Annotated in this window: 19 protein-coding genes and 2 pseudogenes; 10 read left to right on the top strand and 11 right to left on the bottom strand. The window is 59.9% G+C overall.

The features are described from left to right. Positions 1-53: 53 nt before the first annotated feature. A complete protein-coding gene (locus tag JN279_RS32535) occupies positions 54-284 on the bottom strand; it encodes a hypothetical protein (protein WP_244734227.1) in 231 nt (76 codons plus the stop codon). A gap of 108 nt (positions 285-392) precedes the next feature. On the opposite strand from JN279_RS32535, the gene JN279_RS32530 reads away from it, so the two are divergent. Next, positions 393-608, top strand: coding sequence for a hypothetical protein (locus JN279_RS32530; RefSeq protein ID WP_202351224.1), 216 nt, complete (start codon positions 393-395; stop codon positions 606-608). Then, a complete protein-coding gene (locus tag JN279_RS32525; protein WP_096454787.1) occupies positions 605-913 on the top strand; it encodes a hypothetical protein in 309 nt (102 codons plus the stop codon). Before JN279_RS32530 ends, JN279_RS32525 begins: the two co-directional genes overlap by 4 nt. Before the next feature lie 30 nt (positions 914-943). Here the strand turns inward: JN279_RS32525 and JN279_RS32520 are convergent, their stop codons facing one another. Further along, a complete protein-coding gene (locus JN279_RS32520; RefSeq protein ID WP_096454789.1) occupies positions 944-1,249 on the bottom strand; it encodes a helix-turn-helix domain-containing protein in 306 nt (101 codons plus the stop codon). A gap of 37 nt (positions 1,250-1,286) precedes the next feature. After that, positions 1,287-2,105, bottom strand: a complete 819-nt coding sequence (gene ku, locus JN279_RS32515) for a non-homologous end joining protein Ku (protein ID WP_096458743.1) — start codon at positions 2,103-2,105, stop codon at positions 1,287-1,289. An 881-nt stretch (positions 2,106-2,986) separates the two neighbouring features. Here ku and JN279_RS32510 point away from each other — a divergent pair. The 3 genes and pseudogenes from JN279_RS32510 to JN279_RS32505 all read left to right on the top strand — a co-directional run. Next, positions 2,987-3,757 (top strand): PRC-barrel domain-containing protein, encoded by a 771-nt coding sequence (locus tag JN279_RS32510; protein ID WP_096454791.1) that lies wholly within the window; start codon positions 2,987-2,989, stop codon positions 3,755-3,757. 63 nt (positions 3,758-3,820) lie between these two features. After that, positions 3,821-3,961 (top strand): annotated as a pseudogene (locus JN279_RS38400) (ubiquinol oxidase subunit II); the annotation flags it as partial. A gap of 8 nt (positions 3,962-3,969) precedes the next feature. Beyond that, positions 3,970-4,451 (top strand): annotated as a pseudogene (locus tag JN279_RS32505) (LysR substrate-binding domain-containing protein); the annotation flags it as partial. 125 nt (positions 4,452-4,576) lie between these two features. Here the strand turns inward: JN279_RS32505 and JN279_RS32500 are convergent. Then, positions 4,577-5,395, bottom strand: a complete 819-nt coding sequence (locus tag JN279_RS32500) for a DUF1365 domain-containing protein (RefSeq protein WP_202351223.1) — start codon at positions 5,393-5,395, stop codon at positions 4,577-4,579. Continuing rightward, on the bottom strand, positions 5,392-6,738 hold the full coding sequence (locus tag JN279_RS32495) for an NAD(P)/FAD-dependent oxidoreductase (RefSeq protein WP_202351222.1): 1,347 nt from the start codon (positions 6,736-6,738) through the stop codon (positions 5,392-5,394). The genes JN279_RS32500 and JN279_RS32495 overlap by 4 nt, the downstream gene beginning before the upstream one ends. A 145-nt stretch (positions 6,739-6,883) precedes the next feature. On the opposite strand from JN279_RS32495, the gene JN279_RS32490 reads away from it, so the two are divergent. The 5 genes from JN279_RS32490 to JN279_RS32470 all read left to right on the top strand — a co-directional run bounded on the left by JN279_RS32490 (position 6,884) and on the right by JN279_RS32470 (position 10,650). Beyond that, positions 6,884-7,540, top strand: a complete 657-nt coding sequence (locus tag JN279_RS32490; protein WP_202353847.1) for a sigma-70 family RNA polymerase sigma factor — start codon at positions 6,884-6,886, stop codon at positions 7,538-7,540. Continuing rightward, on the top strand, positions 7,537-8,190 hold the full coding sequence (locus tag JN279_RS32485; RefSeq protein WP_202351221.1) for a ChrR family anti-sigma-E factor: 654 nt from the start codon (positions 7,537-7,539) through the stop codon (positions 8,188-8,190). Before JN279_RS32490 ends, JN279_RS32485 begins: the two co-directional genes overlap by 4 nt. A 9-nt stretch (positions 8,191-8,199) precedes the next feature. Further along, positions 8,200-9,024 carry a DUF1295 domain-containing protein gene (locus JN279_RS32480; RefSeq protein ID WP_096454798.1) on the top strand — a complete coding sequence of 275 codons (825 nt, stop codon included), beginning with the start codon at positions 8,200-8,202 and terminating at the stop codon, positions 9,022-9,024. 2 nt (positions 9,025-9,026) lie between these two features. Further along, on the top strand, positions 9,027-10,055 hold the full coding sequence (locus JN279_RS32475; RefSeq protein WP_202353846.1) for an SAM-dependent methyltransferase: 1,029 nt from the start codon (positions 9,027-9,029) through the stop codon (positions 10,053-10,055). A 91-nt stretch (positions 10,056-10,146) separates the two neighbouring features. Then, positions 10,147-10,650, top strand: coding sequence for a hypothetical protein (locus tag JN279_RS32470; protein ID WP_244734226.1), 504 nt, complete (start codon positions 10,147-10,149; stop codon positions 10,648-10,650). Here the strand turns inward: JN279_RS32470 and JN279_RS32465 are convergent. From JN279_RS32465 to JN279_RS32435, 6 genes are all read right to left on the bottom strand, one after another. Next, positions 10,629-11,039, bottom strand: coding sequence for a DUF2177 family protein (locus JN279_RS32465; RefSeq protein WP_096454802.1), 411 nt, complete (start codon positions 11,037-11,039; stop codon positions 10,629-10,631). The two genes, JN279_RS32470 and JN279_RS32465, sit on opposite strands and share 22 nt — an antisense overlap. A gap of 32 nt (positions 11,040-11,071) precedes the next feature. Further along, positions 11,072-12,505 (bottom strand): cryptochrome/photolyase family protein, encoded by a 1,434-nt coding sequence (locus tag JN279_RS32460; protein ID WP_202351220.1) that lies wholly within the window; start codon positions 12,503-12,505, stop codon positions 11,072-11,074. A gap of 13 nt (positions 12,506-12,518) precedes the next feature. Then, complete coding sequence (locus JN279_RS32455; RefSeq protein ID WP_244734225.1) at positions 12,519-12,893, bottom strand: DUF2147 domain-containing protein; 375 nt, start codon at positions 12,891-12,893, stop codon at positions 12,519-12,521. Positions 12,894-13,859: 966 nt separating this feature from the next. After that, the gene (locus JN279_RS32445; protein WP_202351218.1) at positions 13,860-18,020 is read right to left on the bottom strand and encodes a GAF domain-containing protein; all 4,161 of its coding nucleotides are present in this window, start codon (positions 18,018-18,020) and stop codon (positions 13,860-13,862) included. A gap of 193 nt (positions 18,021-18,213) precedes the next feature. After that, entirely contained in the window at positions 18,214-19,284 is a 1,071-nt protein-coding gene (locus JN279_RS32440; protein WP_096454809.1) for a YihY/virulence factor BrkB family protein, read from the bottom strand. A 222-nt stretch (positions 19,285-19,506) separates the two neighbouring features. Continuing rightward, a complete protein-coding gene (locus tag JN279_RS32435) occupies positions 19,507-19,695 on the bottom strand; it encodes a hypothetical protein (protein WP_096454811.1) in 189 nt (62 codons plus the stop codon). Positions 19,696-19,730: the final 35 nt, after the last annotated feature.

Below are 19,730 nucleotides of genomic sequence, written 5' to 3'. Positions count from 1 at the left end.
GGTCAGGCTCTCGCACGTCGGGAGTCCAGGTCGGGGCATCTACCGGCGGTTCTTCATTTGGCTCTGGTTTGGGCGGCATGATTATTCTCCCGGTCGGTTGGTCGGACGAGGTGTTTTGCCGGCCACCGGCCGCGCATCGATTTGTCGGCAGTGAAGGGTTCTGCCCGAGGGGTAGGTGACGCTTGATCCTCGTCGTTGCCGTCCAGGCCTTTACGCTCCATCTTGGCACCAGCTCTCTCCGGTTCCCTGACAATAGCCGCGCCGAGGTTCTTGATCTTGGCCATTTCCGTGTCTCCTTTGCTGGCCAACGACCGGCCGTAGGGAATGTTCCATCTGGAGCGGAACTAGCGCTGCCGGGTGCGGTTATCGTTGATCACACGGAGGACCAAGACATGTCTGACAACGAAAACCATCGCGAAACCGGGGCGACAAAATATCCGGCAAAGACCGGCGCCGACCCTTCGGATGCGTTCTCTCAGGACGCGGCCGGAAACAAGAAGCCCAAGAATGGCGTTGGACTGACGCGCCCCGTCAATGAGGTGGACGACAAGACTCACCAGTCAGACGGGCAGAACCCATCCGACCAGGTAAGGAGTTCCAGGCCATGAACGTCGCCAATCTTCAGCTTGAAGGTCTGATGATGGCGGTCGCGTCGATCAACAATTTGCTGGTCCACAAAGGCCTGCTTTCAGTCGACGACATCGACATCGCGTTGCGGAAGTCCGAAGCCAATTTCACGGGCGATGAGCGCACCTACGAAGACATGCCGCCGGCCAATCGCGACGCCATCTGCTTTCCAATCCGTCTTCTGCAGATCGCGAACAATTCCCAAGGCGAATCCGACATTCTACCGTTTTCGGAACTCGCGAAGATGGTTGGACAAACGAAAGAGCCCTACAACGATCAAAGGTAACGGCAGCGATGGCTCGATCCGAGCGGCGGCTTACATTTCGCTGTTTTGAATAATTCCCGCTTCGCCATCCTGGATAGGCGTGCGCGGCACCGTTGACGTCTTGAGCCGAACGCCTGGTCCGCCATGGATCGTCTCGCCATCACTTAGAAAGGCAACCCCCGCCAGCTCGAGCGCGGATCGCATAGCAACCAGCATGTCGCCGGCCGGAACGCGCTTGCTCTTCTCGAAGTCCCGAACGGTTCCCTCACTGACTTGCGCTTTGGCGCCGAGCCTGGCTTGTGACCAGTCCACCAGAGCCCGCGCCGCCCGACATTGCTCGACAGTCAATTGGGTCATAAACTTCTTCTCCTCGCACGACTCTGTGCGCGTTGGCCTAGGCGCTCTTGCGCTTTGGAGAGCTCTTATTGGGCGTCGCTAATCCTTCCTGCGTGAGGCTCTTCTTGAGCACCTCGGCCAGGTTGATGACGTTCTCCTGCGGCTTGGGCGCCGCCTTTGGGGGCGCCTTGCCCCTGCGCTTCGCGTCGATCATGGCAATCAGCGCATCTTCGTAGGTGTCCTCGAATTTCGAGGGATCGAAAGTGGTCACCTTTTTGTCGATGAGCATGCCGGCGATCTCAAGCAATTCGGGATCGTATTTCGCCTTGGTCATGCTATCGAAGACACTGTCCTCGGAGACCATCTCGTTGTGGTTTCGAAGTTCGGTCATCACCATGCCCTTGCCATATGGCTCGATAACAACTTCCCGGCCGCGCTGATAGAGCACGATGCAGGACCGCGCTGCGACGCCCTTGTTCCTCATGGCATCGCGGATCACGCCGTAAGCCTCGACGGCCGCGCCGTCGGCTGGAATGGGGTAGTAGGGCTTCTCTAGATAGCGGGTGTCGATCTCGCTGATCGCCACAAACTCACCAACCTCCATATTCGAGGTGAGCTTGAGCGCCTTGATGTCGTCGGGCTCGATCTGAAGGAATTCATCCTTCTCCACCTCGAAACCCTTGACCTGGTCTTCCGTTTCGACCGGTTCCCCGGTCTTCTCATCGGCATACATGCTTTTGACCGGCAGGCCGTCCTTGCGGTTCAAAATCTTGAAGTGGATCTTCGAGGCTTCGCTGGTGGCGCCCACAATCTTGACGCCACAGGCAACCGAGCCGACCTTCAAAAGACCTTTCCAGACAGGGCGCGGCGCGACCATATCGTTCATCCTGTTTCAGAGCCAACGAGTTTCCTTTCAGATCGTTCCTTCTGCCGAGATTTTGCGGAAGCGACGAACCCAAAAAGAACGTTAGAGCCAATTGGATTGCGGATTTCCACGCTGTTGCCGCGGCGATCCTTAAACGCGCGTTGTCTCTGACAACGCAGGAGACACCGATGCCCGCCTCAACGAGGACCAACAAATCCAACGCAAAGGAAAAACAGCAACGCATACAGCGACAAGTCGACTCGGACGACCCGGGCCAAACCGAAATCGAAACCGGCTGGCGCCATGCAGGCAGGCGCGCGAAGATAGGTTTCGGTGGGCTAAAGGCCCTATCATCGGTCCAGCACGAGCAAGCAGGGCGCCCACCGTGAGGAAGGTGATCGCTGATAGCATTGCGTGTCCGCTCGGGAAGCTCGCGGTGAACACTTGCGTGAACGTGAGGAATGTCGGGCCTGGACCGATCAAAGCTCTTCTTGAGGATAGTGCTGAGCAGTTCGCCGCCGACCACCGAAACAGCCATCAAGATCGCGAGTGCCCGCTTATGGATGAGAAGGAGATAGCCCACCACTGCCAACAGCACGAATCCAAGAAACACCACGCTGCCGACGGGTGTCACATCTCGGGCGGCTTCGTGAAGCCACGGCGGTCCAATCGGATTGGCCGGATCGGCTGCGCTACGCAAAGCCGACAGGATGGCAAGATCGAAAGCGGTGGTATCGCCGTCTTCCGTCCATCAAACGTTTTAAGCCGCTGGAACCAAAATGCTCACGGGCGGTTTAACCGTGCTGGTACAAATGTCCCGCGGTACATTTCCACCCGATTGGCGTGCTCGACACACGAAGTCAAAGCAAGAAGCCGCTTGTAGGGAAAATATCATGAAATTGGCTAGGATCGCAGCGCCTTTGGCGTTGTTCTGCGCACTCGGTGTCGGGCAAGCATTCGCTGTCTGCAACATTTCCGATGCAAAGCTCGAAGAGGCCGTCCTCAAGAGCCCTGAGTTGCGCAAGCCGGAAAACAGATACCTCGTTCGTGACCTGCGTACCCTCAGGGATGCCGCGTTCGTTTTGTGGACATACGGTCTGCACGACGATTGCGAGCGGGTGCTCGCCAATATCCGTCAATTGATTACCGCGCCATCTATGGCGAAGCTGGGGGGCAACGATGAGGACCTAGCCGATGAACAGTTGGCCGCCGGCGAACCACAGCAGCATCAAGGCGGCGAAGTCCGGGGCAATCGCGATGCCCCGGACGCACGTCCTCTCATCAATCTTGACGACCTTGGACCCGGCCTGCGCGTCGACGAGATTGTCGGCTCCGAGGTTCGCAGTTCTGATGACAAGATCGTTGGCGAAGTCCGAAATGTCGTGATCGGCACCAAGGACCGGTGGGATTACGCGGTCGTTGCCTCTGGCGGGTTCTTCATAGCAGGCAAGGACAGCATCGTCGTCCCCCTCCGCTATCTGCAGGTCAACGAGGAACGGAACAGCTTCTACCTGCGCATCTCCAGCGCCGACGTCAAAGCCGTTCCGTTGATGCCGGACCAAGAATATCTGTGGCTTGCGGATGAAGCATGGCGGGCGAAGAACGATGCGATCTTCCAGAAGCTGATTCCGGCAAGTCCGCAAGGCAAGACCGACGCCAAGTAAATGATCGAGCCAAGCCGGAGCGCGGTTGGCTCGCTGATAGTCGATCCGCTCCAATGGCACCTCGGCGGCTCGCTTGTTGCCGCAGCGTGCCCGGGCATAGCCTAAGGTGCAATGCTTCAGGGTGTCGTGGTCTGCGGTCGGGCCTATGGCGGCGGCTGGTGGGACTGGCTGACGCCGTTCACCATTCTTGCGGCATCGCTGTTGCCATCGGTGCCCTCAAGTACCCGGAGGTGACGCTTGAAGTCACGACTGAGGATCGGCCTGTCGACATGATCGAGGAAGGCTACGATCTGGTAATCCGGGTCAATCCAGATCCCGACGAAAGCCTGGTCGGACGGGCGTTTCTCCGCGACCGTCTGGTTGTTGTGGCGAGCCCCGACCTTCCCCGCACGACCCGTGAGCGTGCCGCTCCTGGCGTTGCGCGCGGGGCGGGCGAACTGCGCTGGTGAATTGGGGGGATATTGATGGCTCCGAAATCTCACTATGGACGCTCTACCCATCGCGGCGGCTGCTCAGCGCGCGCGTGTCGGCGTTCTTGGGCTTTTTGAAACAGGCCTTCCCGAATGGCACGCCGGACGAACTGGCCGCGTATATTGGCAGGTGGGGACCGAAGCCGCTTTCGATGCACTGTTGTCAACAGCATCCCAGGTTCCGCCGCAGTCTTTCCATAGGAGCGGACGGTGCGGCGAACTAGAACGCTAAAAGAACCCGGATTCGTCACCCGTTTGACAAACTGCCGTCAGGCAACCGAGTAGCCGCTTTATCAGCGGCCCAACAAAAATGCCGGACTACCGATCGGCCCTTGCCCTTGCCTCAATGTTAAATGACATCAGGCTCGGCCTTTCTCTGTAAACGTCCATGCATGGCGACGTGCGTGATGGGTTGGTGAGCCGGGGCAGGGCGCTCCTGAAGCCGAATGCCCTTTGCCCAGAGCCGCAGCGCCTCCCAATGGATGCCGGCGGTCACCTTGAGTGTCAGCAGAGGATACGAGATGAATGCGCGCAGCAGACTGGCATCGCTCAGCGCCCGCCGCTTGCCCGAGAAGCTTGCGACCATCAGCGGCCCTTGGTCATCGCTGGCAGTGATGTGTATCGCGACGTTTTCGCCGGGGAGGCCGATGCGAAAGCGATAGTTCAATCCCATGGCCATGAAGGGCGAAACGTAGAAGCGCTTGTCGCAATATTGCCTGACAGTCTCGTCGTGCCCGTCGCCGACAGGAATCAGGTAGCTGTGGCGTTGCCCAAAGGTGTTGTTGACTTCATAGAGGATCGCGACGAGGGCGCCCTGCCGGTTATGGCAGAAATAGATGCTGAGCGGATTGAAAGCGTAGCCGAGCATGCGCGGCATGGAGAGCAGTCGGATTGGCCCCGCATCCGTCTCGATCCCTGCCCTCTCAAGCATATCTTCGACACAGGCTTTCAGCGATCCGCCCGAGCCATCGCCGTGATCCGCGTCAGCGAAGCCGAACAGATTAAACCGGTTGTGTGACAACAGGCGAAGCCGCTTGCTCATCGCATCGATCTCGTCGAGGTCGAGCAGAAGGAAGAACATGCGGTAGGAAAGGCGGTGCCGCCGCGGCTTCAGCCGTTGGTGCATTACTTTGCCAGCGTAGAGCGCTGATTTCAGCTCCGGCATCACGCCGCCTCGAGGTTGCGCCGCGCCACGGCGTCGATAATGTGAATGCGCGCCGACTCATTCGCGACGCTCCAGGGCCGGCGTACACCGCCAAGCGCCTCAGCCACCGCAAGCCCGGCCTGCAGGCCGTCCTCGTGGAAGCCGGCGCCGAAATAGGAGCCGCAGAACCAGGTTCTTCGACTGCCCTGCAGCGACCACAGCCTTTGCTGCGCGCGCATCGCTGCGGCGTCGAAAGCCGGATGTTCGTAGGTCTCGCGATGCAGCACCGTATTGGCCGCCGGCTCCACGACAGGATTGAGGGTGACAAAGAGCTGCTGGTCATCAGGCAACGATTGAAGCCTGTTCATCCAGTACGAAACGGAGAGCTTTCGGGCTTCACCCTGGCCCTGTGTCAAATAGTTCCAACTCGACCAGGCTCGCTTGCGCCGCGGCATCAGGCGCGCATCTGCATGCAGCACCGCCTCGTTGCGGCTGTAGCCAAAACTGCCGAGCAGCCGCGTCTCGTCGTGGCTCGGATCGTCAAGCATGCGCAGCGCCTGGTCGGCATGGGTGGCGATAACGACGTGATCGAAGCGGTGCTCTACGCCTTCGCAGTCGGTAAGCCAAGCCGCGCCCCCGCGCCTGGAGATCAAGCGCACGCCGCGCCCGGCATATGAACGGCCGGCGACGCTCCTCGCCAGTTGCTCGACATATTTGCGGCTGCCGCCATCGACTGTGCGCCAGGTTGGCCGGCCTGCCAGGTTCAGTAGGCCATGGTTTTGGCAGAACCGGATGAAGGCGGTCGCTGGATAGTTGCCGACATCAAGCGCCGGCGTCGACCATATGGCTGCCGCCATCGGGTAGAGATGATCCTCGCGGAACGCGACACCGTAGCCCTTGGCATCGAGATATTCGGCCAAGCTGATCTCGCCGATACGCGCGATATCGTGGGGGGCCTCACGATAGAAGCGCAGCAATTCCTTCAGCATTTGCCAAAAACGCAGCCTGCCGACATTAGACGGTTGTGCGAGCAGCCCGCCCAATCCGGTTCCCGAATATTCAAATCGTCCGCCGTCGAGCGAGACGGCAAATGACATGTCCGACGCCTTGGTGCGTACGCCGAGATGCGAAAACAGCGCCGTCAGGTTGGGATAGGTGACTTCGTTGTAGACGATGAAACCGGTGTCGACCTGTGTGCCGCCGGCATTGACGGTATTGCTGTGGCCGCCGAGCCGCCGGTCCGCCTCGAACAGCGAAACCCTGTGGCGCGTTGAAAGCAGCCATGCTGCGGACAGGCCGGAGATACCGCTGCCGACGATGGCGATGTCCATCGGCTTGTCCGCCTCTAAATAGCCGCCGTTCGTCATTCACGCCCTCCGATTTGCTATGGAAGGGACTGACGTCCTCCCCTAGGTTCAATTTCTACGCAGCGGTGCGGGCTGTGGATCACCGTCTGCGGCAATCGCTGCGCGGCTAGTGATCCGAAAGGGATTGCCGCGCGTAACAGGGCGTATGAATGCATCAGGACATCATTTCATTGCCGACAAAGCCTTTCTTGCTTTCGATCTCGCGGAGAGCGGATTGGCAGTGACCATGCGCGAAGACGAAGAGAGCCTGTCGGCGCCGGAAGCGGTCCGTTTGATGACGGCGGTCGCGGCGAACCGCGATCGAGCGGCCTTCGCGGGGCTGTTCGGCTTCTATGCGCCGCGGCTGAAGGCTTTTCTGAAGCGATCGGGGATGACGCCGTCCGCTGCGGAGGACGTCGCGCAAGAAACCATGCTGCTGGTCTGGAAAAAGGCATCGTATTTCGATCCCGCGCGTGCCGGGGTGTCGACCTGGATCTTCACCATCGCCCGCAACGCGCGCATCGACCGGCTTCGCCGCGAAAGCCGGTCGGCGGTCATTGCCGAAGCCTTTGATCCGTCCGATCAGCCTGATGCGCCGGTTTCGGGCGAGCAGGCGATCATCGCGGTGGAGCGCGAGGAGCGGGTGCGGGAGGCGCTCGATCTTCTGCCGCGGGAACAGGCCGATATCCTGAAAATGTCATTCTTTGGCGAGGTAGCGCAATCCGAGATCGCCGACGCGGTCGGCATCCCCCTCGGCACCGTCAAATCACGCGTGCGGCTGGCCCTGGGCCGGCTGCGCCAAATCCTGGACGACCTCAAATGATCAACCATCATCCGAGTGATGAGACGCTCTTCCGTTATGCCAACGGCTCGCTCGAATCCGGGCCGCGCATCGTCGTGGCCGTCCATGTCGGCGCCTGCACGGCTTGCGCCGAGCGCATAGTCAGTTTCGAGGCGCTGGGCGGCTCCCTTCTGCACGATATCGAGCCGGAAGACATGGAAGCTGGGGCCCTCGCTCAGGCGATGGCGATGATCGATGTCGACGAGGCCGCTCGCGGCAAGGCCGCGCCGGCCAAAAGGCTCCCGCGCGCCGATGTTGGCATCCGCCTGCCTGAGGTGCTTGATGACTGTGGCATCGGGCCATGGCGCTGGATCGGCCCGGGCGTGCGCTGGAGCCGCGTGACACTGCCCGACGACGACAGCGCCAACGTCATGCTGCTCAAGGTCGTGGCCGGCCGCAAGCTGCCGGAGCACACGCATGCGGGCTATGAATACACCCACATACTGAAAGGGTCGTTCTCGGACGCGCGCGGGCGCTATGGTCCGGGCGATCTCGACGAGGCCGATGACGACGTTCAGCATCAGCCGATCGTCGACAAGGACGGCGAATGCATCTGCATTGCCGCGCTCGAAGGCCAGATGAAGCTGAGCGGCTTCTTCGGCAGGCTGATCCAGCCTCTGTTCGGCGGCTGAGCTCCGGTGATGAGTGTCGTCTCGGCTATCGTTCTTGCGGCGGTCGCTCTTTGTGCCACCATGGCGGTGGCGTGGCTGGTCGCGACACGGACCGGCAGGTCCGGATGGATCGATGCGATCTGGTCTTTCGCCGTGGGCATCTTCGGTGCCTTCTTGGCCCTCGTCCCATTTGTTGAAGGCGACAACGATCATAGGCAATGGCTGGTCGCCCTTTTGGCGCTGGTCTGGTCGCTGCGGCTTGGCGTTCACATAGGTGGGAGGACGGTCGGCGACAGCCGCGACGATCCGCGCTATGACCAGCTGAAGCAGCAATGGGGCGCCAGTTCCTCAAGCCGGCTGTTCTGGTTCCTTCAGGTTCAGGCGGCCGCGGCTTTCCTGCTTGCAATGTCGATCATGGCTGCCGCCCACAAGCCGGCTCCGGCGCTGGGGCTTGGCGACTGGGTCGGCGTTGCGCTCTGGATGGTGGCGATTGGCGGCGAGGCACTGGCGGACAGGCAACTGAATGCTTTTCGAGGCGATCCTGCCAACAAGGGCAAGGTCTGCGATGTCGGCCTGTGGGGCCTGTCCAGGCATCCCAATTACTTCTTCGAATGGCTGGGCTGGCTGGCATACGTGGCGATCGCGATCAGCTTCCCGTCGGCCTATCCGTGGGGTTTCGCCGCACTTGCCGGCCCCCTACTGATGTACTGGCTGCTGGTCCATGTCTCCGGCATCCCGCCATTGGAGGCGCACATGCTGCGTTCGCGTGGCGAACAGTTCAGCCGTTACCAGGGACGCGTAAACGCTTTCTGGCCGGGCGTGCCGATTGCGGCAACAACCCGGGAAGGGACATGACAGTGAGCCTGATCTCATCCGCAATCCGTGCCGTCGAAAGCACACCGATTCCCGATACCGCGACACGCTTTGGTATCGGCATCCTGGTAGGAAGAACGCGCCGGACGCTGGCCAAGGCGGGGTCAGTCGATGAGAAGCAGTTTGCTTGTGCCATGGCGGGCTATTCGATCGCCGAGCACGCGCAGGCCGCAAATGAGCAGCATTATGAGCTTCCGCCCGAATTCTTCGGGCTGACGCTCGGTCCCAACCGGAAATATTCCTGCTGTCTCTATCCCAAGGGCAACGAGAGCTTGGCCGAAGCCGAGATCGCGGCGCTAGAGCAGACTGTCGAGCATGCCGGCCTCGGCGATGGCCAATCCATTCTCGAGCTTGGCTGCGGCTGGGGTTCGCTGACGCTGTACATGGCTAAGCGTTTTCCGGCCGCCCGCATCGTGGCGATGTCGAATTCGACGCCGCAGCGCCTCCATATCGAAGCGGAAGCGTTGGCGCGCGGGCTGCGCAATGTCGAGGTCATCACCGCCGACATGAACGGCTTCGAGCCGCGAGAGCGCTTCGACCGCATCGTGTCGGTCGAGATGTTCGAGCATATGTCCAACTGGCGCGACCTGCTTGCCCGCATCCGAAGCTGGCTGGAGCCCGAAGGCAGGCTATTCGTCCATGTCTTCAGCCACCGCCACAGTCCCTACCGTTTCGATCATCGCGACGACGCCGACTGGATCGCACGGCATTTCTTCACCGGCGGCATCATGCCGAGCCATGGGCTGATCGGTCATTTCCAGGACTGTTTCGCCATCGAACGCGACTGGCGTTGGAACGGCATGCACTATGCGCGCACCGCGCGGCAATGGTTGGCGCGTTTCGACGACAATTTCGAGCGCATCGGCGAGATTCTGACCGATGTCTATGGGCAGGAAGCGGCGCTTTGGCGCCGGCGCTGGCGAGTGTTCTATCTCGCGACCGAGGGCCTGTTCGGTCACGGCCAGGGCAGGGAGTGGGGCGTCAGCCACTATTTGCTGCGACCGGCCTGGTAACGTGGAAGGACTTGCACAGCTATGGCGCCGGGTCGCCGCTTACGCGGCGCATGACGACCCCCTGACCAGCGCGGCCAACTGGATTGCGCTGGTGGTTGCCTGGAACCAGCCGTTCTACCCGCTGTACCTTTGGGCCGCGGTCGGAGCCGACAAGATTGCACCGTCGTTTCTCACATTCATATCAACGCCGATATTTGTGGCTGTTCCGGCTGTCGCCAAACGGCATGCGCTGGCCGCCCGCATCCTGCTGTCGCTGACAGGCATCGCCAACGGCATCGTGAGCACCAAGGCGTTTGGCGTTGGTTCGGGCGTGGAGATTTTCCTGGTTCCGTGCGCACTGATCGGCGCTGCGTTGTTCAGACCGTCGGAGCGGGCGTTCGGACTCGTTATTGTCGCGCTCAGCGCTGTCGCCTATTCGATCCCGCTGCGCTTTTTCGGTGAGCCGCTGGCCAGCTACTCCGCCGCCGACAACAGTGCCATGGTTGGCCTAAATGCCTTGAGCGCCGCGACGCTGATCGTCTTCATCGGCTTGCTGTTGTCCGGTGCGATGCCAGCCGCGGAACAGCGTGGCGATCAGGCGCCCCGCAGGAAATAGCGGGTCAGCAGTAAGCCCACGGTGGCGGCAACCGCGCTGAGCAGCGAACCCCAGCAGATATCCGCCACGGTGATGACCGTCGCCCAGCCGCGGATCGTGGCCTGGTTGGTCAGATCGTAGGTCGCGTAGGTGAAAAAACCATAGAGCGCGCCATTCAGCGCGGCCGTTGTCCATTTGCCGCTCGAAAAAGCCGGAGACGTTGCGAAGATTACGAGACCCACAACATAGATCAGGTAGAAGGCCGCAGCAGGAACAGGGTTGAATATGTCAACCAGTATGTCCCCGACATAGCGGCGGTAAAGGCGCTGCGACATCGTCGTGAGCCACAGCGCGTCAATCGCCAGGAAAGCGATCAGAGTGGTTGTGTAAGCGACGGCATACCGCATCATGAAACCTTCCCGTTATTGTTTGATCCTCTGGCTCAATCCTTTAAGGACTGATAGACGATCAATGCCCTTTCTCGTGCCGCACCGTGGTCTACGATCGGATTGGGGTAGGTCTTGCCGAGCACGATGCCTTTGTCCTTCAGCACGGCAGCGGGAGAGTCCCATGGCCGATGAATATAGCGGTCGGGCAATGCAGAGATTTCCGGGACGTGCTGACGAACGTAGTCGCCCTGAGGGTCGAACTTTTCGCCCTGCAGCACTGGGTTGAAGATGCGAAAATAGGGGGCGGCATCAGCTCCGGATCCGGCCACCCACTGCCAGCTGGCCGGGTTGTTGGCGGCGTCCGCGTCGACCAGAGTGTCCCAAAACCACTTTTCTCCGTGACGCCAGTCGATCATGAGGTCCTTGATGAGAAAGGAAGCCGCGATCATTCGCACGCGGTTGTGCATCCAGCCCGTTTGCCACAATTCGCGCATGCCGGCATCCACGATTGGATACCCTGTCAGGCCGCGCTGCCATGTCCGAAGCGCCCGCATGTCGTCCCGCCACGACATTGCGTCAAACTCCGGCCGGAAGTTGCGCGCTGAAAGATCAGGATTATGAAACAGCAGATGATATGAAAATTCCCGCCAGCCGATCTCCGAACGAAACTTCGAAGTTCCCGAGCTTTTCGATCTGCGCAACGCGGCGAATATCTGGAATGGCGTGATCTCGCCGAAGGTCAGATGCGGGGAAAGTCGCGATGTTGACGGCTGGCCAGGATAGTCACGTTGGCGTTCATAATTGGCCAGGTCGTGCTCAATGAATTGACGAAGCCTGGCCTGGGCGCCTTCTTCGCCAGGTCTCCAAGTTTCGCGCAAGCCATACGCCCAATCGGGTTTGCTAGGCAGCAAGTCAAGCTCCATCAGGCGCAAGCCGCCAAGCTCACCCCTCCAACCATCAATCGATCCGGGGGGATCGATCGGATCGCGAACATGGACCTCGTCCGCCATCGCCTTCCAAAATGGCGTATAGACTTTGTAGAAGCCTCCGGACCCAGTCTTGAGGAGCGAAGGTTCATGCAGGAGCGCGCCATCGAAGCTGAGTGCCGTGAGCCCCTTTTCGCGCAGGGCGGCTTTCATCCTGGCATCGACCCCCGCCTCCGAGGGGTCGTAACGCCTGTTCCAGAACACGCAATTCGCGCCGCTGGCGTCGATCGCCCTGGCGACGGCGTTTTCGGTGCGTCCATGCGCCAGAAATAGATTCACTCCAGCCTTGCGAAGCAGATCGCCAAGGGCCGCGAGCGAGTGATGGAGCCACCAGCGGCTGGCCGGTCCCATGGCCCTTAGACCTTTGGTTGTCTCGTCCAGGATATAGAGCGCCACGACGGGAGCGCCGCGATCGGCTGCCGCCGCCAGCGCGGCGTTGTCACCAATGCGCAGGTCGCGCCGAAACAACACGATGGTGGGAGCTTGGGCTTGTCGGCTCATTCCGTCTCGCAGATCATTTTGCCGGGGTCCAGCGCACGTTCTTGCAAATCAAGCCTGCGCCTATGCAGCCCCGCGTGGTGAGACCCCCCTTCCTCACCGTCAACGTCATTGAATAGGTACGGTCTCGCTTGGGGTCGTAAGCCTTTCCGGCCAGCGTGCCTTGTGACGCCGGTCTCAGCGTCATGATCAGCTTGTCGCCGGCCTGTTCACCCTTGCTGGTGTCGCCGATCCACAGATTGGTCGCGCACAATTGCTGTCCACAAGGCGCGATTGAGACCTTGGCGTTGCCGTCGTCTCGCATCCATATGCCGCGGCTGTCCGAGAATGCGTCGGCTTGTGCCACCGACCCGAGAAACACGGCACAAAGGAATGCGATTGTCCCTTGCATCGCCCCAATCTCCACTAACTGGCTAGATCTGTTGATTCTACGCTGCTCGGGGACGTTTGGATCACCGGTCCCGATCGGCGGCGCCAGGGACCAAGGGCCGCCAGGGTCCTCTTTCCGGAACGGTGGAAATGTGAGGGGTTAGAAAGCAATGTTGAAATGTCGATTTCTAGAACCGTCGGCGGAAGCCTCGTTTGAACGCAACCTCGCCGATGGGCTGGCCTACCGCTTTCTCAACCGATTTCAGGGGCGAGTGGTTCGCAGTACGTTGAGCATTCACGCATATCGCCAAATGCTCGTTGGGTTTGTTGTGGAACGGGCCATCGGTTATGGGTTTTTGCCGCGACCCGGGTGGCTGCTGCCAAGGCTTTGCGAAATGTTGGTCGTACCTGTTGAGACGATATGCAGTAGAGCTGGCGTCCCAGCACGCTTTGCTCAGAATTTCTTGGTGGTCGAGAGAAAAAGATAGTGAAGCGCGCCAGGAAAGGCATCGAATCGACTAACGGAACGAAGACCGCTTGCGAGCTTAATGCTCAATGATCGCGCGAAATCAACGTCCTGGAACAATCGCTGGCCAACAACGTCCTGAGACGACGATGGCCGACGTCATCTCGGTCGACGAACTCACGCGCAAACTCATTGCCGACGCAAAGGCCCTTGGCATTAAGCGGAGCGAGAAGAGGTCAACAGCCTCTATCGGACGATCCTCGACGCGATTGTCATTACGACCCCAGCCTGACCGAATAGCCCTTGCCACCAAGTACGATCCGAGGAATATAATCCTCTCATTTCGGCGACACTCCAACGGAGATCGCCAATGTGGGACCGGCGCGGCCGAGCCAACCTTCAAAAAGCCTTTCCAGACAGCACGCGGCGCGACCGTTTCATTCATCCTGTTTCCGGTCAGGGCAAACGACAGTGCATGTAAATCGTTCCGTCGACCGGGCTGAGATCCTCAGCTGGTGCGTACTATGAAGGATCGTCGAGAATCGTCCTCACCTTTTCGGCGAGATCTTCAAGGCTGAAAGGCTTCGGTAAAAGCTGCGTTCCAGGATCGAGGATGCCGTTGTGAACGATGGCGTTGCGCGTGTAGCCCGTGGTGTAGAGGATCTTGAGCTTGGGGTTGTCCTTGCGCAAGATATCCGCCAACTGGCGTCCAGACATTTCCGGCATAACGACGTCGGTGAATAGCAGGGACAGTTGCTGCCCGGCTTCAATCATCTTGATCGCTTCGTTAGGACCAATGGCTTCGACGACCGTATAGCCAAGTTCGCGCAACGCTTCGGCTGAGACGGCGCGGACGCGATCCTCGTCTTCAACCACCATGACGATTTCGCTTGGCAGGCCGCCATCTATCGACCTTGGTTTGAGCTCGGGAGTATCCTGGTTGGTGCTGCCATAATGCCGTGGCAGATAGATCTTGATCGTCGTGCCGACGCCGGGCTCGGAGTATATTCTGACGTTGCCGCCCGATTGCCGGACAAAACCGTAAACCTGGCTGAGGCCAAGTCCGGTCCCCTTGCCAACGCCCTTGGTCGTGTAAAAGGGATCGAAGGCCTTGGCGAGAACATCCGGGGTCATGCCCGTGCCGGTATCGGTCACGGCGATTAGCACGAATTGTCCGGCCGCAATGGCGGACTCACGAGCGTATCGCTCATCGACATAGGCGTTCGACGTCTCAATGGTCAGCTTGCCGCCGTTGGGCATGGCGTCACGTGCGTTGACCGACAGGTTGAGCAAGGCGCTTTCCAGCTGACTGGGATCGGCCTTGACCTGCCAGAGGCCGGCACCGAAAGCCGTCTCCACCTTGATCGTCTCGCCGAGCGTGCGCATCAAGAGATCGGTCATCCCGCCGACCAGGCGGTTCGCGTTGATGGGCTCCGGCTTGAGCGGTTGCTGTCGCGAAAAGGCCAAGAGCCGCTGGGTAAGGGCGGCGGCACGGTGAGCCCCATCCATGGCGCCTTCGACAAATCGGCCGACGTCTGTCTCACCCTTGGTCAATTTGCGCTGAAGCAGATTGAGTCCACCGATAATGACCGCAAGCATGTTGTTGAAGTCGTGCGCAATCCCCCCCGTCAACTGGCCGACTGCCTCCATTTTTTGAACCTGCCGCAGCTGTTCCTCTGTCTTAGAACGTTCCGCCACTTCGTCGATGACGCGTTGTTCCAGCGTAGCGTTGAGTGTCTGCAGTGCGGCCTCTGCGCGCCGCCTTTCAGCCAATTCGCGTTCGCTTGACTGGAAGAGGCGGGCATTGTCGATGGCCGTTGCTGCATGGCCGGCGATGCCGAGGAGAGCACTCTCATGTTCAGGACGAAACTTGCCGGTTTCCGCGTGACCGAAGAACAAACCGCCCAGAACTTCGCCGGAGTTCGACACGACTGGCACCGCCAGATAGGAGCGAACCGGGAGATGGCCTTCCGGCATGCCCTTGCGCGGCGCGTTCTTGCCGTACCGTGGATCCTTGAGAATGTCGTCCGATCGAACGACGCCTGTCCCAAGGAAGGTCGGTTCGAACACCGCCGTCGCGCGTGGCATGGGGTAATTTTGGAAGGCCGAACGTGGAGCACCTGACAGGGCGTAGAGCATGTAGCTGCCGCCCTGGTCGTCGAGCACGTTGTAGAAGAAAGCTCCAAACTGCGCTCCGGAAAGTTCTACGCCGGCATCGGTGGTGATTTGCACGATTTTGTCGAGATCGAGTTCGGCAGCGACCGCCGCTCCGGTATCGTTCATGATCTTGAGGTGTCGCTCGGCCTTCTTGCGATCGGAAATGTCGATCACAGTGCCGATAAATCTAATGGCCTTGCTGGCTTCGAAAATGGCATGCCCGCTTGCCGCCACCCAACGCTCGATACCGTCCTCCAGGCCAATGGTTCGGTACTCGATGTTAAATCCCTCCAGACTGTCTGGAGCGATTGCCCGCCTGACCGCCTCATCTGCCCGGATGCGGTCGTCTGGATGGAGGCCGGCGATGAAGGAGCCCTCATACGAGACCTCATCGGCCGACGTAATGCCGAACAATGCGCGACATTGTGCGTCCCACCGCAAATGGTCAGCGACCGGGTCGTAGTCCCAGATGCCGATTGCAGCCGCTTGGGTAGCCAGGCTCAGGCGCTCCGCGGTCTCGGCAGCGCCCTGATCCGACCTGACCCGTTCTATATGCGCCCACGACCGCTCGGTTACTTCGGTGAGAAGTGCAAGCTCATTCTGCGTCCAGACCCGTGGCGCGCTGTCGTGGATCGCCATCAGCGCAGTCAGGCGCCCCTCTTTGACCAGAGGCATGCAGATGGTGGCAGCGATTCCAATATTCTGGAACGTTGCGGCTTCTTCTGGGGCAAGCTCGGCGCGATTGTCATTGATGATCAGCGGCAAACCCTGATGGAGCCGGAGAACGGCAAGTTCGCCAAAGTCCCGGAGACTGTAGTAGCCAACGATGCTGGAAGAGCCTTGTCGGTGCCAATCTCCGCGAATCGTAAAGTGGTCCTGGTCAGGCTCCATGTCGGCATAGGCACAGATTGCGACGCCGAGATGCTCGCCAAGCATTCTGGTCGTGATCTCAAGCACTGCGTCCGCGTCAGTACTTCTCGATGTTTCTTTCCCCAGTCCGTCGAGGAAGCGCAAGCGACCTTCATTCTGGCTCAACTCCGCTTGCGCGCGCCGCCGTTCGACTGCGGTGCGCGTTCGCTCCGCCATCTCGCGAACGAATTCGATCTCTTCCTCCGACCAGGATCGGGGTCTGTTGTGATTGAGGTAGAGCAGGGCCACAAAGCCACCGCGCTCGGTGACCGGCATGTTGATCAGCGACTGGGCGCTGATCGCCTTCAAAGCCTCTGGATTCCGGCTTGTCCGTGGATCTTTGTCCGCGTCCTCAAGGACCACAGTGATGCCACGCTTGAGATCATCGATATACGTGCCGTAGTCGCGAAAATGCAGCACCCCGGCCAAGCTCTTGATCCCGGGGGCATTCCAGTCGCGTTCGATGGAGATGGTCTCGTTCGCGAGATCGATCGTTCCATATCCCGCCCGGCTTACATCCAGTTCCCGTCCAATGATTTCGGCCGCCGCATAAGCCAGCTCGTCGGGGTCTTCGACCAGGCGCACAACGTCGCCAAGTTCGGCGAGGGCAGCGCTCCTCTTCCTCGCACGAAACGTTTCTGTGACGTCAAACCCTTCGCAGAATATTCCTGTGATGATGTTCCCGCCATCGTAGAGCGGTGCGTAGATGAACGTCAGATAGCGCGTCTCCTCCGGACTATCCGCCGAGCGGCGAAATCGCACAGGAACGCCCTGCGCTTCAAAAGTCGTGCCGCTTTTGAAGACGTCGTCCAGCCGCTCAAAAAAACCTTGTCCATCCATACTGGGAACGGCATCCCGAATGGGCTTCGAGAGCCAATCGCCGCTGTTGAAAACCTGGCGATGGGCGTCATTCACGAATTCAACGACATGGTCGCGGCCGCACATGATAATGATGAAGCCTGGTGCTTGTTCGAACAGATGGATATGACGTTCAGCAGCGAGGCGTTCGCGCTTTTCGGCCCGGAAGCGATCCGTGGTTTCCGTGCAGACGCCAAACAGGCCGCCGGTCGTCCCAGTCTCCGGCTGTGTGACCGGGTTGTAGGAGAAGGCGAAATGGGTCTCTTCCGGCGCGCCGTGCTTGTCGATCCGGATCTCAATGTCGTCCATATGGACTGACTGGCCCTGGTAAACCAGATCAAACATCGGGCCGATCGTCTCCCATGCCTCTGCCCAGACCTGTTGGCTGGGCAGGCCGAGAGCGGTCGGGTGCTTGCGGCCAAGGATAGGGATGAAGGCATCGTTGTAGAGCCAGATGCGGTCCTGGCCCCAGACGACGAACATAGGTTGCGCAGAGCCTAGAATGAGATCGACGAGTGTCTTCAGCTCTGTGGGCCATGAAGACACCGGCCCAATAGATGTAGCGCTCCAGCCAAACGAGCCGATACGCTCAGCCATTTCTCCGGCGCTGCGAAACGCGGCGCTCGCCCTGTCCTTGCTGGATGGTCCCAAGATATCCCCCGAAATATCGAACCGGACAAAACGGCGGAACTCGGTTTTGGTTGCACGGCAAGGGGCAGGGCAGCGGGCGCTGCATGAAAGCGGACGCGGTATCGACATCGCTGTTCAATTTTCGTTGAACAGCGATGTCTCCGGTGACCCAGCAGACAACGAAAGCCGCCCGCAACCGGGACCGAACATCCAAGATTACGCAAAAGCAAAGCGGGCATAGGACCCAAAGTAGACATCTATCCAGGCGCGCTGACAGGACCCGAACACGCATCCTCGCTGACAGTGCGTGTTCGTTCGATAGTCAGTCTGCGGTTTTGCCCAACGTGTCCGCTACCACAGCACCTCGCTTGCCCATGGGCAGGGGAGGGCCTGTGGTCGAGTCCACGGCTGTCTGATGCTCCATCTCGGCATTGATGGCTGCGCCAGCAATGAGAATGATGACGGAAATCCATGTCCACATCATCAAACCGACAACAGCCCCTAGCGACCCGTAGGTGGCGTTGTAGTTGGCGAAATGCTGCAGATAGAACGAGAACAGCCAAGATGCTGCGATCCATGCCACCGTCGCAATCAATGCTCCCCAACTCAGCCAGCGCCACTTGGCGCGCTCGCGGCTCGGTCCGAAGCGATAGAGCAAGGAAATTCCGGTCAGCATCGCACCGACAAGGATCGGCCACCGAGATACAGCGACAAGGGTTTCCGTCCACGCATCAAGATAGAAATAGCCCAAAAGTGCTGGAACGACGCCCACCGTGAGCAACAGCACGATGCCAATCAGCAGCGCTCCAACCGTGAACAGGATCGACATGAGGTTGAGCGTGACGAAGCTACGTTTTTCGCGTTCCTCATAGGCAATGTTCATGGCATCAAACAGTGCCTTCATACCACTGTTGGAACTCCAAAGTGCGATACCAAGCCCGACGAAAAAACCTATGCCGAGCGCCCCTGGTTTCTGCTTGGCCAAAGCTTGCAACTGGCCGCGAATGAGGTCCAACCCACCCGATGGCAGCAATCCGCCGAGATAGGCGACATGGTCGGCAACCGAAACCGGGTCGGCGACAAAGCCGTAGATCGAAATGAACGCGGCCAGCGCTGGAAACAGTGCCAACAACAGGTAGAAAGTGGCACCGGCGGCGACGAGCAGAACCCGGTCCTTGTTGAATTCCTCCCACAAGCGCCAGAAAATATCTTTCCATCCAAGCGCTGATATTTGGGACGGCCAAGCCGCGTCGCGGCCGCGGTCCCCGCCCTCCGACCGCAGAGCGGCCTTACTCTCTTCCGTAGTGGATGCCGCGCGACTGGCCGCTTCTCCATCGATCAACGAGGCCTCTTTGCCGGTTGGCTGCGGGCTTCGTCTGGCTTTCGAAGTCACTCGTTTAACCTCACTGTGTCGACCACGACTCCAGCGTGTGCGCCAGTGCATTCCTTCTCTTGACCCGTTGTTGTTGGGTTGCTGCCGATCGCTTCCACCAATTCGCCTCCTATGCCCGGGCCCGAGTCCTCTCAACGCCGTGAACGGCATAGCTGTTCCCGCTAACCCAACGCGCCGTCAAGCGGCAACGCATGCAGCCTGATAAGTCGCGTGCAACATCGGCTATCCGTTCGCTGATTTCTTCTTGGCCGCCGCTGGATTTTGACCGGTCGCTGCCGACGTCTTTGCGTCTTTGGAATGAGCCGCGATCGCCGGGCCGGCGCCGGTTGCCTTGCGCATGTCTCCACTCGTTTTTTTGTCGGCTGGCGCCTTGCGATCCAGGCCTGAGAACAACTTGCCGAAAAAGCCCATGTCATACTCCTGTTGCGCCGCTGAGATGCCGATGC

Source organism: Mesorhizobium sp. 113-1-2 (assembly GCF_016756475.1).
GTDB lineage: Bacteria > Pseudomonadota > Alphaproteobacteria > Rhizobiales > Rhizobiaceae > Mesorhizobium > Mesorhizobium loti_C.
Note: the sequence above shows the minus strand (reverse complement) of the source record. Positions and strands in the feature narration are given on the sequence as shown.

Bases quoted from the DNA above. Each gene is read 5' to 3' on its own strand.
- JN279_RS32480 (WP_096454798.1), top strand. From the start codon at position 8,200: ATGAGTGTCGTCTCGGCTATCGTTCTTGCGGCGGTCGCTCTTTGTGCC.
- JN279_RS32520 (WP_096454789.1), bottom strand. From the start codon at position 1,249: ATGACCCAATTGACTGTCGAGCAATGTCGGGCGGCGCGGGCTCTGGTG.
- JN279_RS32510 (WP_096454791.1), top strand. From the start codon at position 2,987: ATGAAATTGGCTAGGATCGCAGCGCCTTTGGCGTTGTTCTGCGCACTC.
- JN279_RS32490 (WP_202353847.1), top strand. From the start codon at position 6,884: ATGAATGCATCAGGACATCATTTCATTGCCGACAAAGCCTTTCTTGCT.
- JN279_RS32485 (WP_202351221.1), top strand. From the start codon at position 7,537: ATGATCAACCATCATCCGAGTGATGAGACGCTCTTCCGTTATGCCAAC.
- JN279_RS32465 (WP_096454802.1), bottom strand. From the start codon at position 11,039: ATGATGCGGTATGCCGTCGCTTACACAACCACTCTGATCGCTTTCCTG.
- JN279_RS32495 (WP_202351222.1), bottom strand. From the start codon at position 6,738: ATGACGAACGGCGGCTATTTAGAGGCGGACAAGCCGATGGACATCGCC.
- JN279_RS32460 (WP_202351220.1), bottom strand. From the start codon at position 12,505: ATGAGCCGACAAGCCCAAGCTCCCACCATCGTGTTGTTTCGGCGCGAC.
- JN279_RS32525 (WP_096454787.1), top strand. From the start codon at position 605: ATGAACGTCGCCAATCTTCAGCTTGAAGGTCTGATGATGGCGGTCGCG.
- JN279_RS32455 (WP_244734225.1), bottom strand. From the start codon at position 12,893: ATGCAAGGGACAATCGCATTCCTTTGTGCCGTGTTTCTCGGGTCGGTG.
- JN279_RS32535 (WP_244734227.1), bottom strand. From the start codon at position 284: ATGGCCAAGATCAAGAACCTCGGCGCGGCTATTGTCAGGGAACCGGAG.
- JN279_RS32435 (WP_096454811.1), bottom strand. From the start codon at position 19,695: ATGGGCTTTTTCGGCAAGTTGTTCTCAGGCCTGGATCGCAAGGCGCCA.
- JN279_RS32445 (WP_202351218.1), bottom strand. From the start codon at position 18,020: ATGTCGATACCGCGTCCGCTTTCATGCAGCGCCCGCTGCCCTGCCCCT.
- ku (WP_096458743.1), bottom strand. From the start codon at position 2,105: ATGGTCGCGCCGCGCCCTGTCTGGAAAGGTCTTTTGAAGGTCGGCTCG.
- JN279_RS32530 (WP_202351224.1), top strand. From the start codon at position 393: ATGTCTGACAACGAAAACCATCGCGAAACCGGGGCGACAAAATATCCG.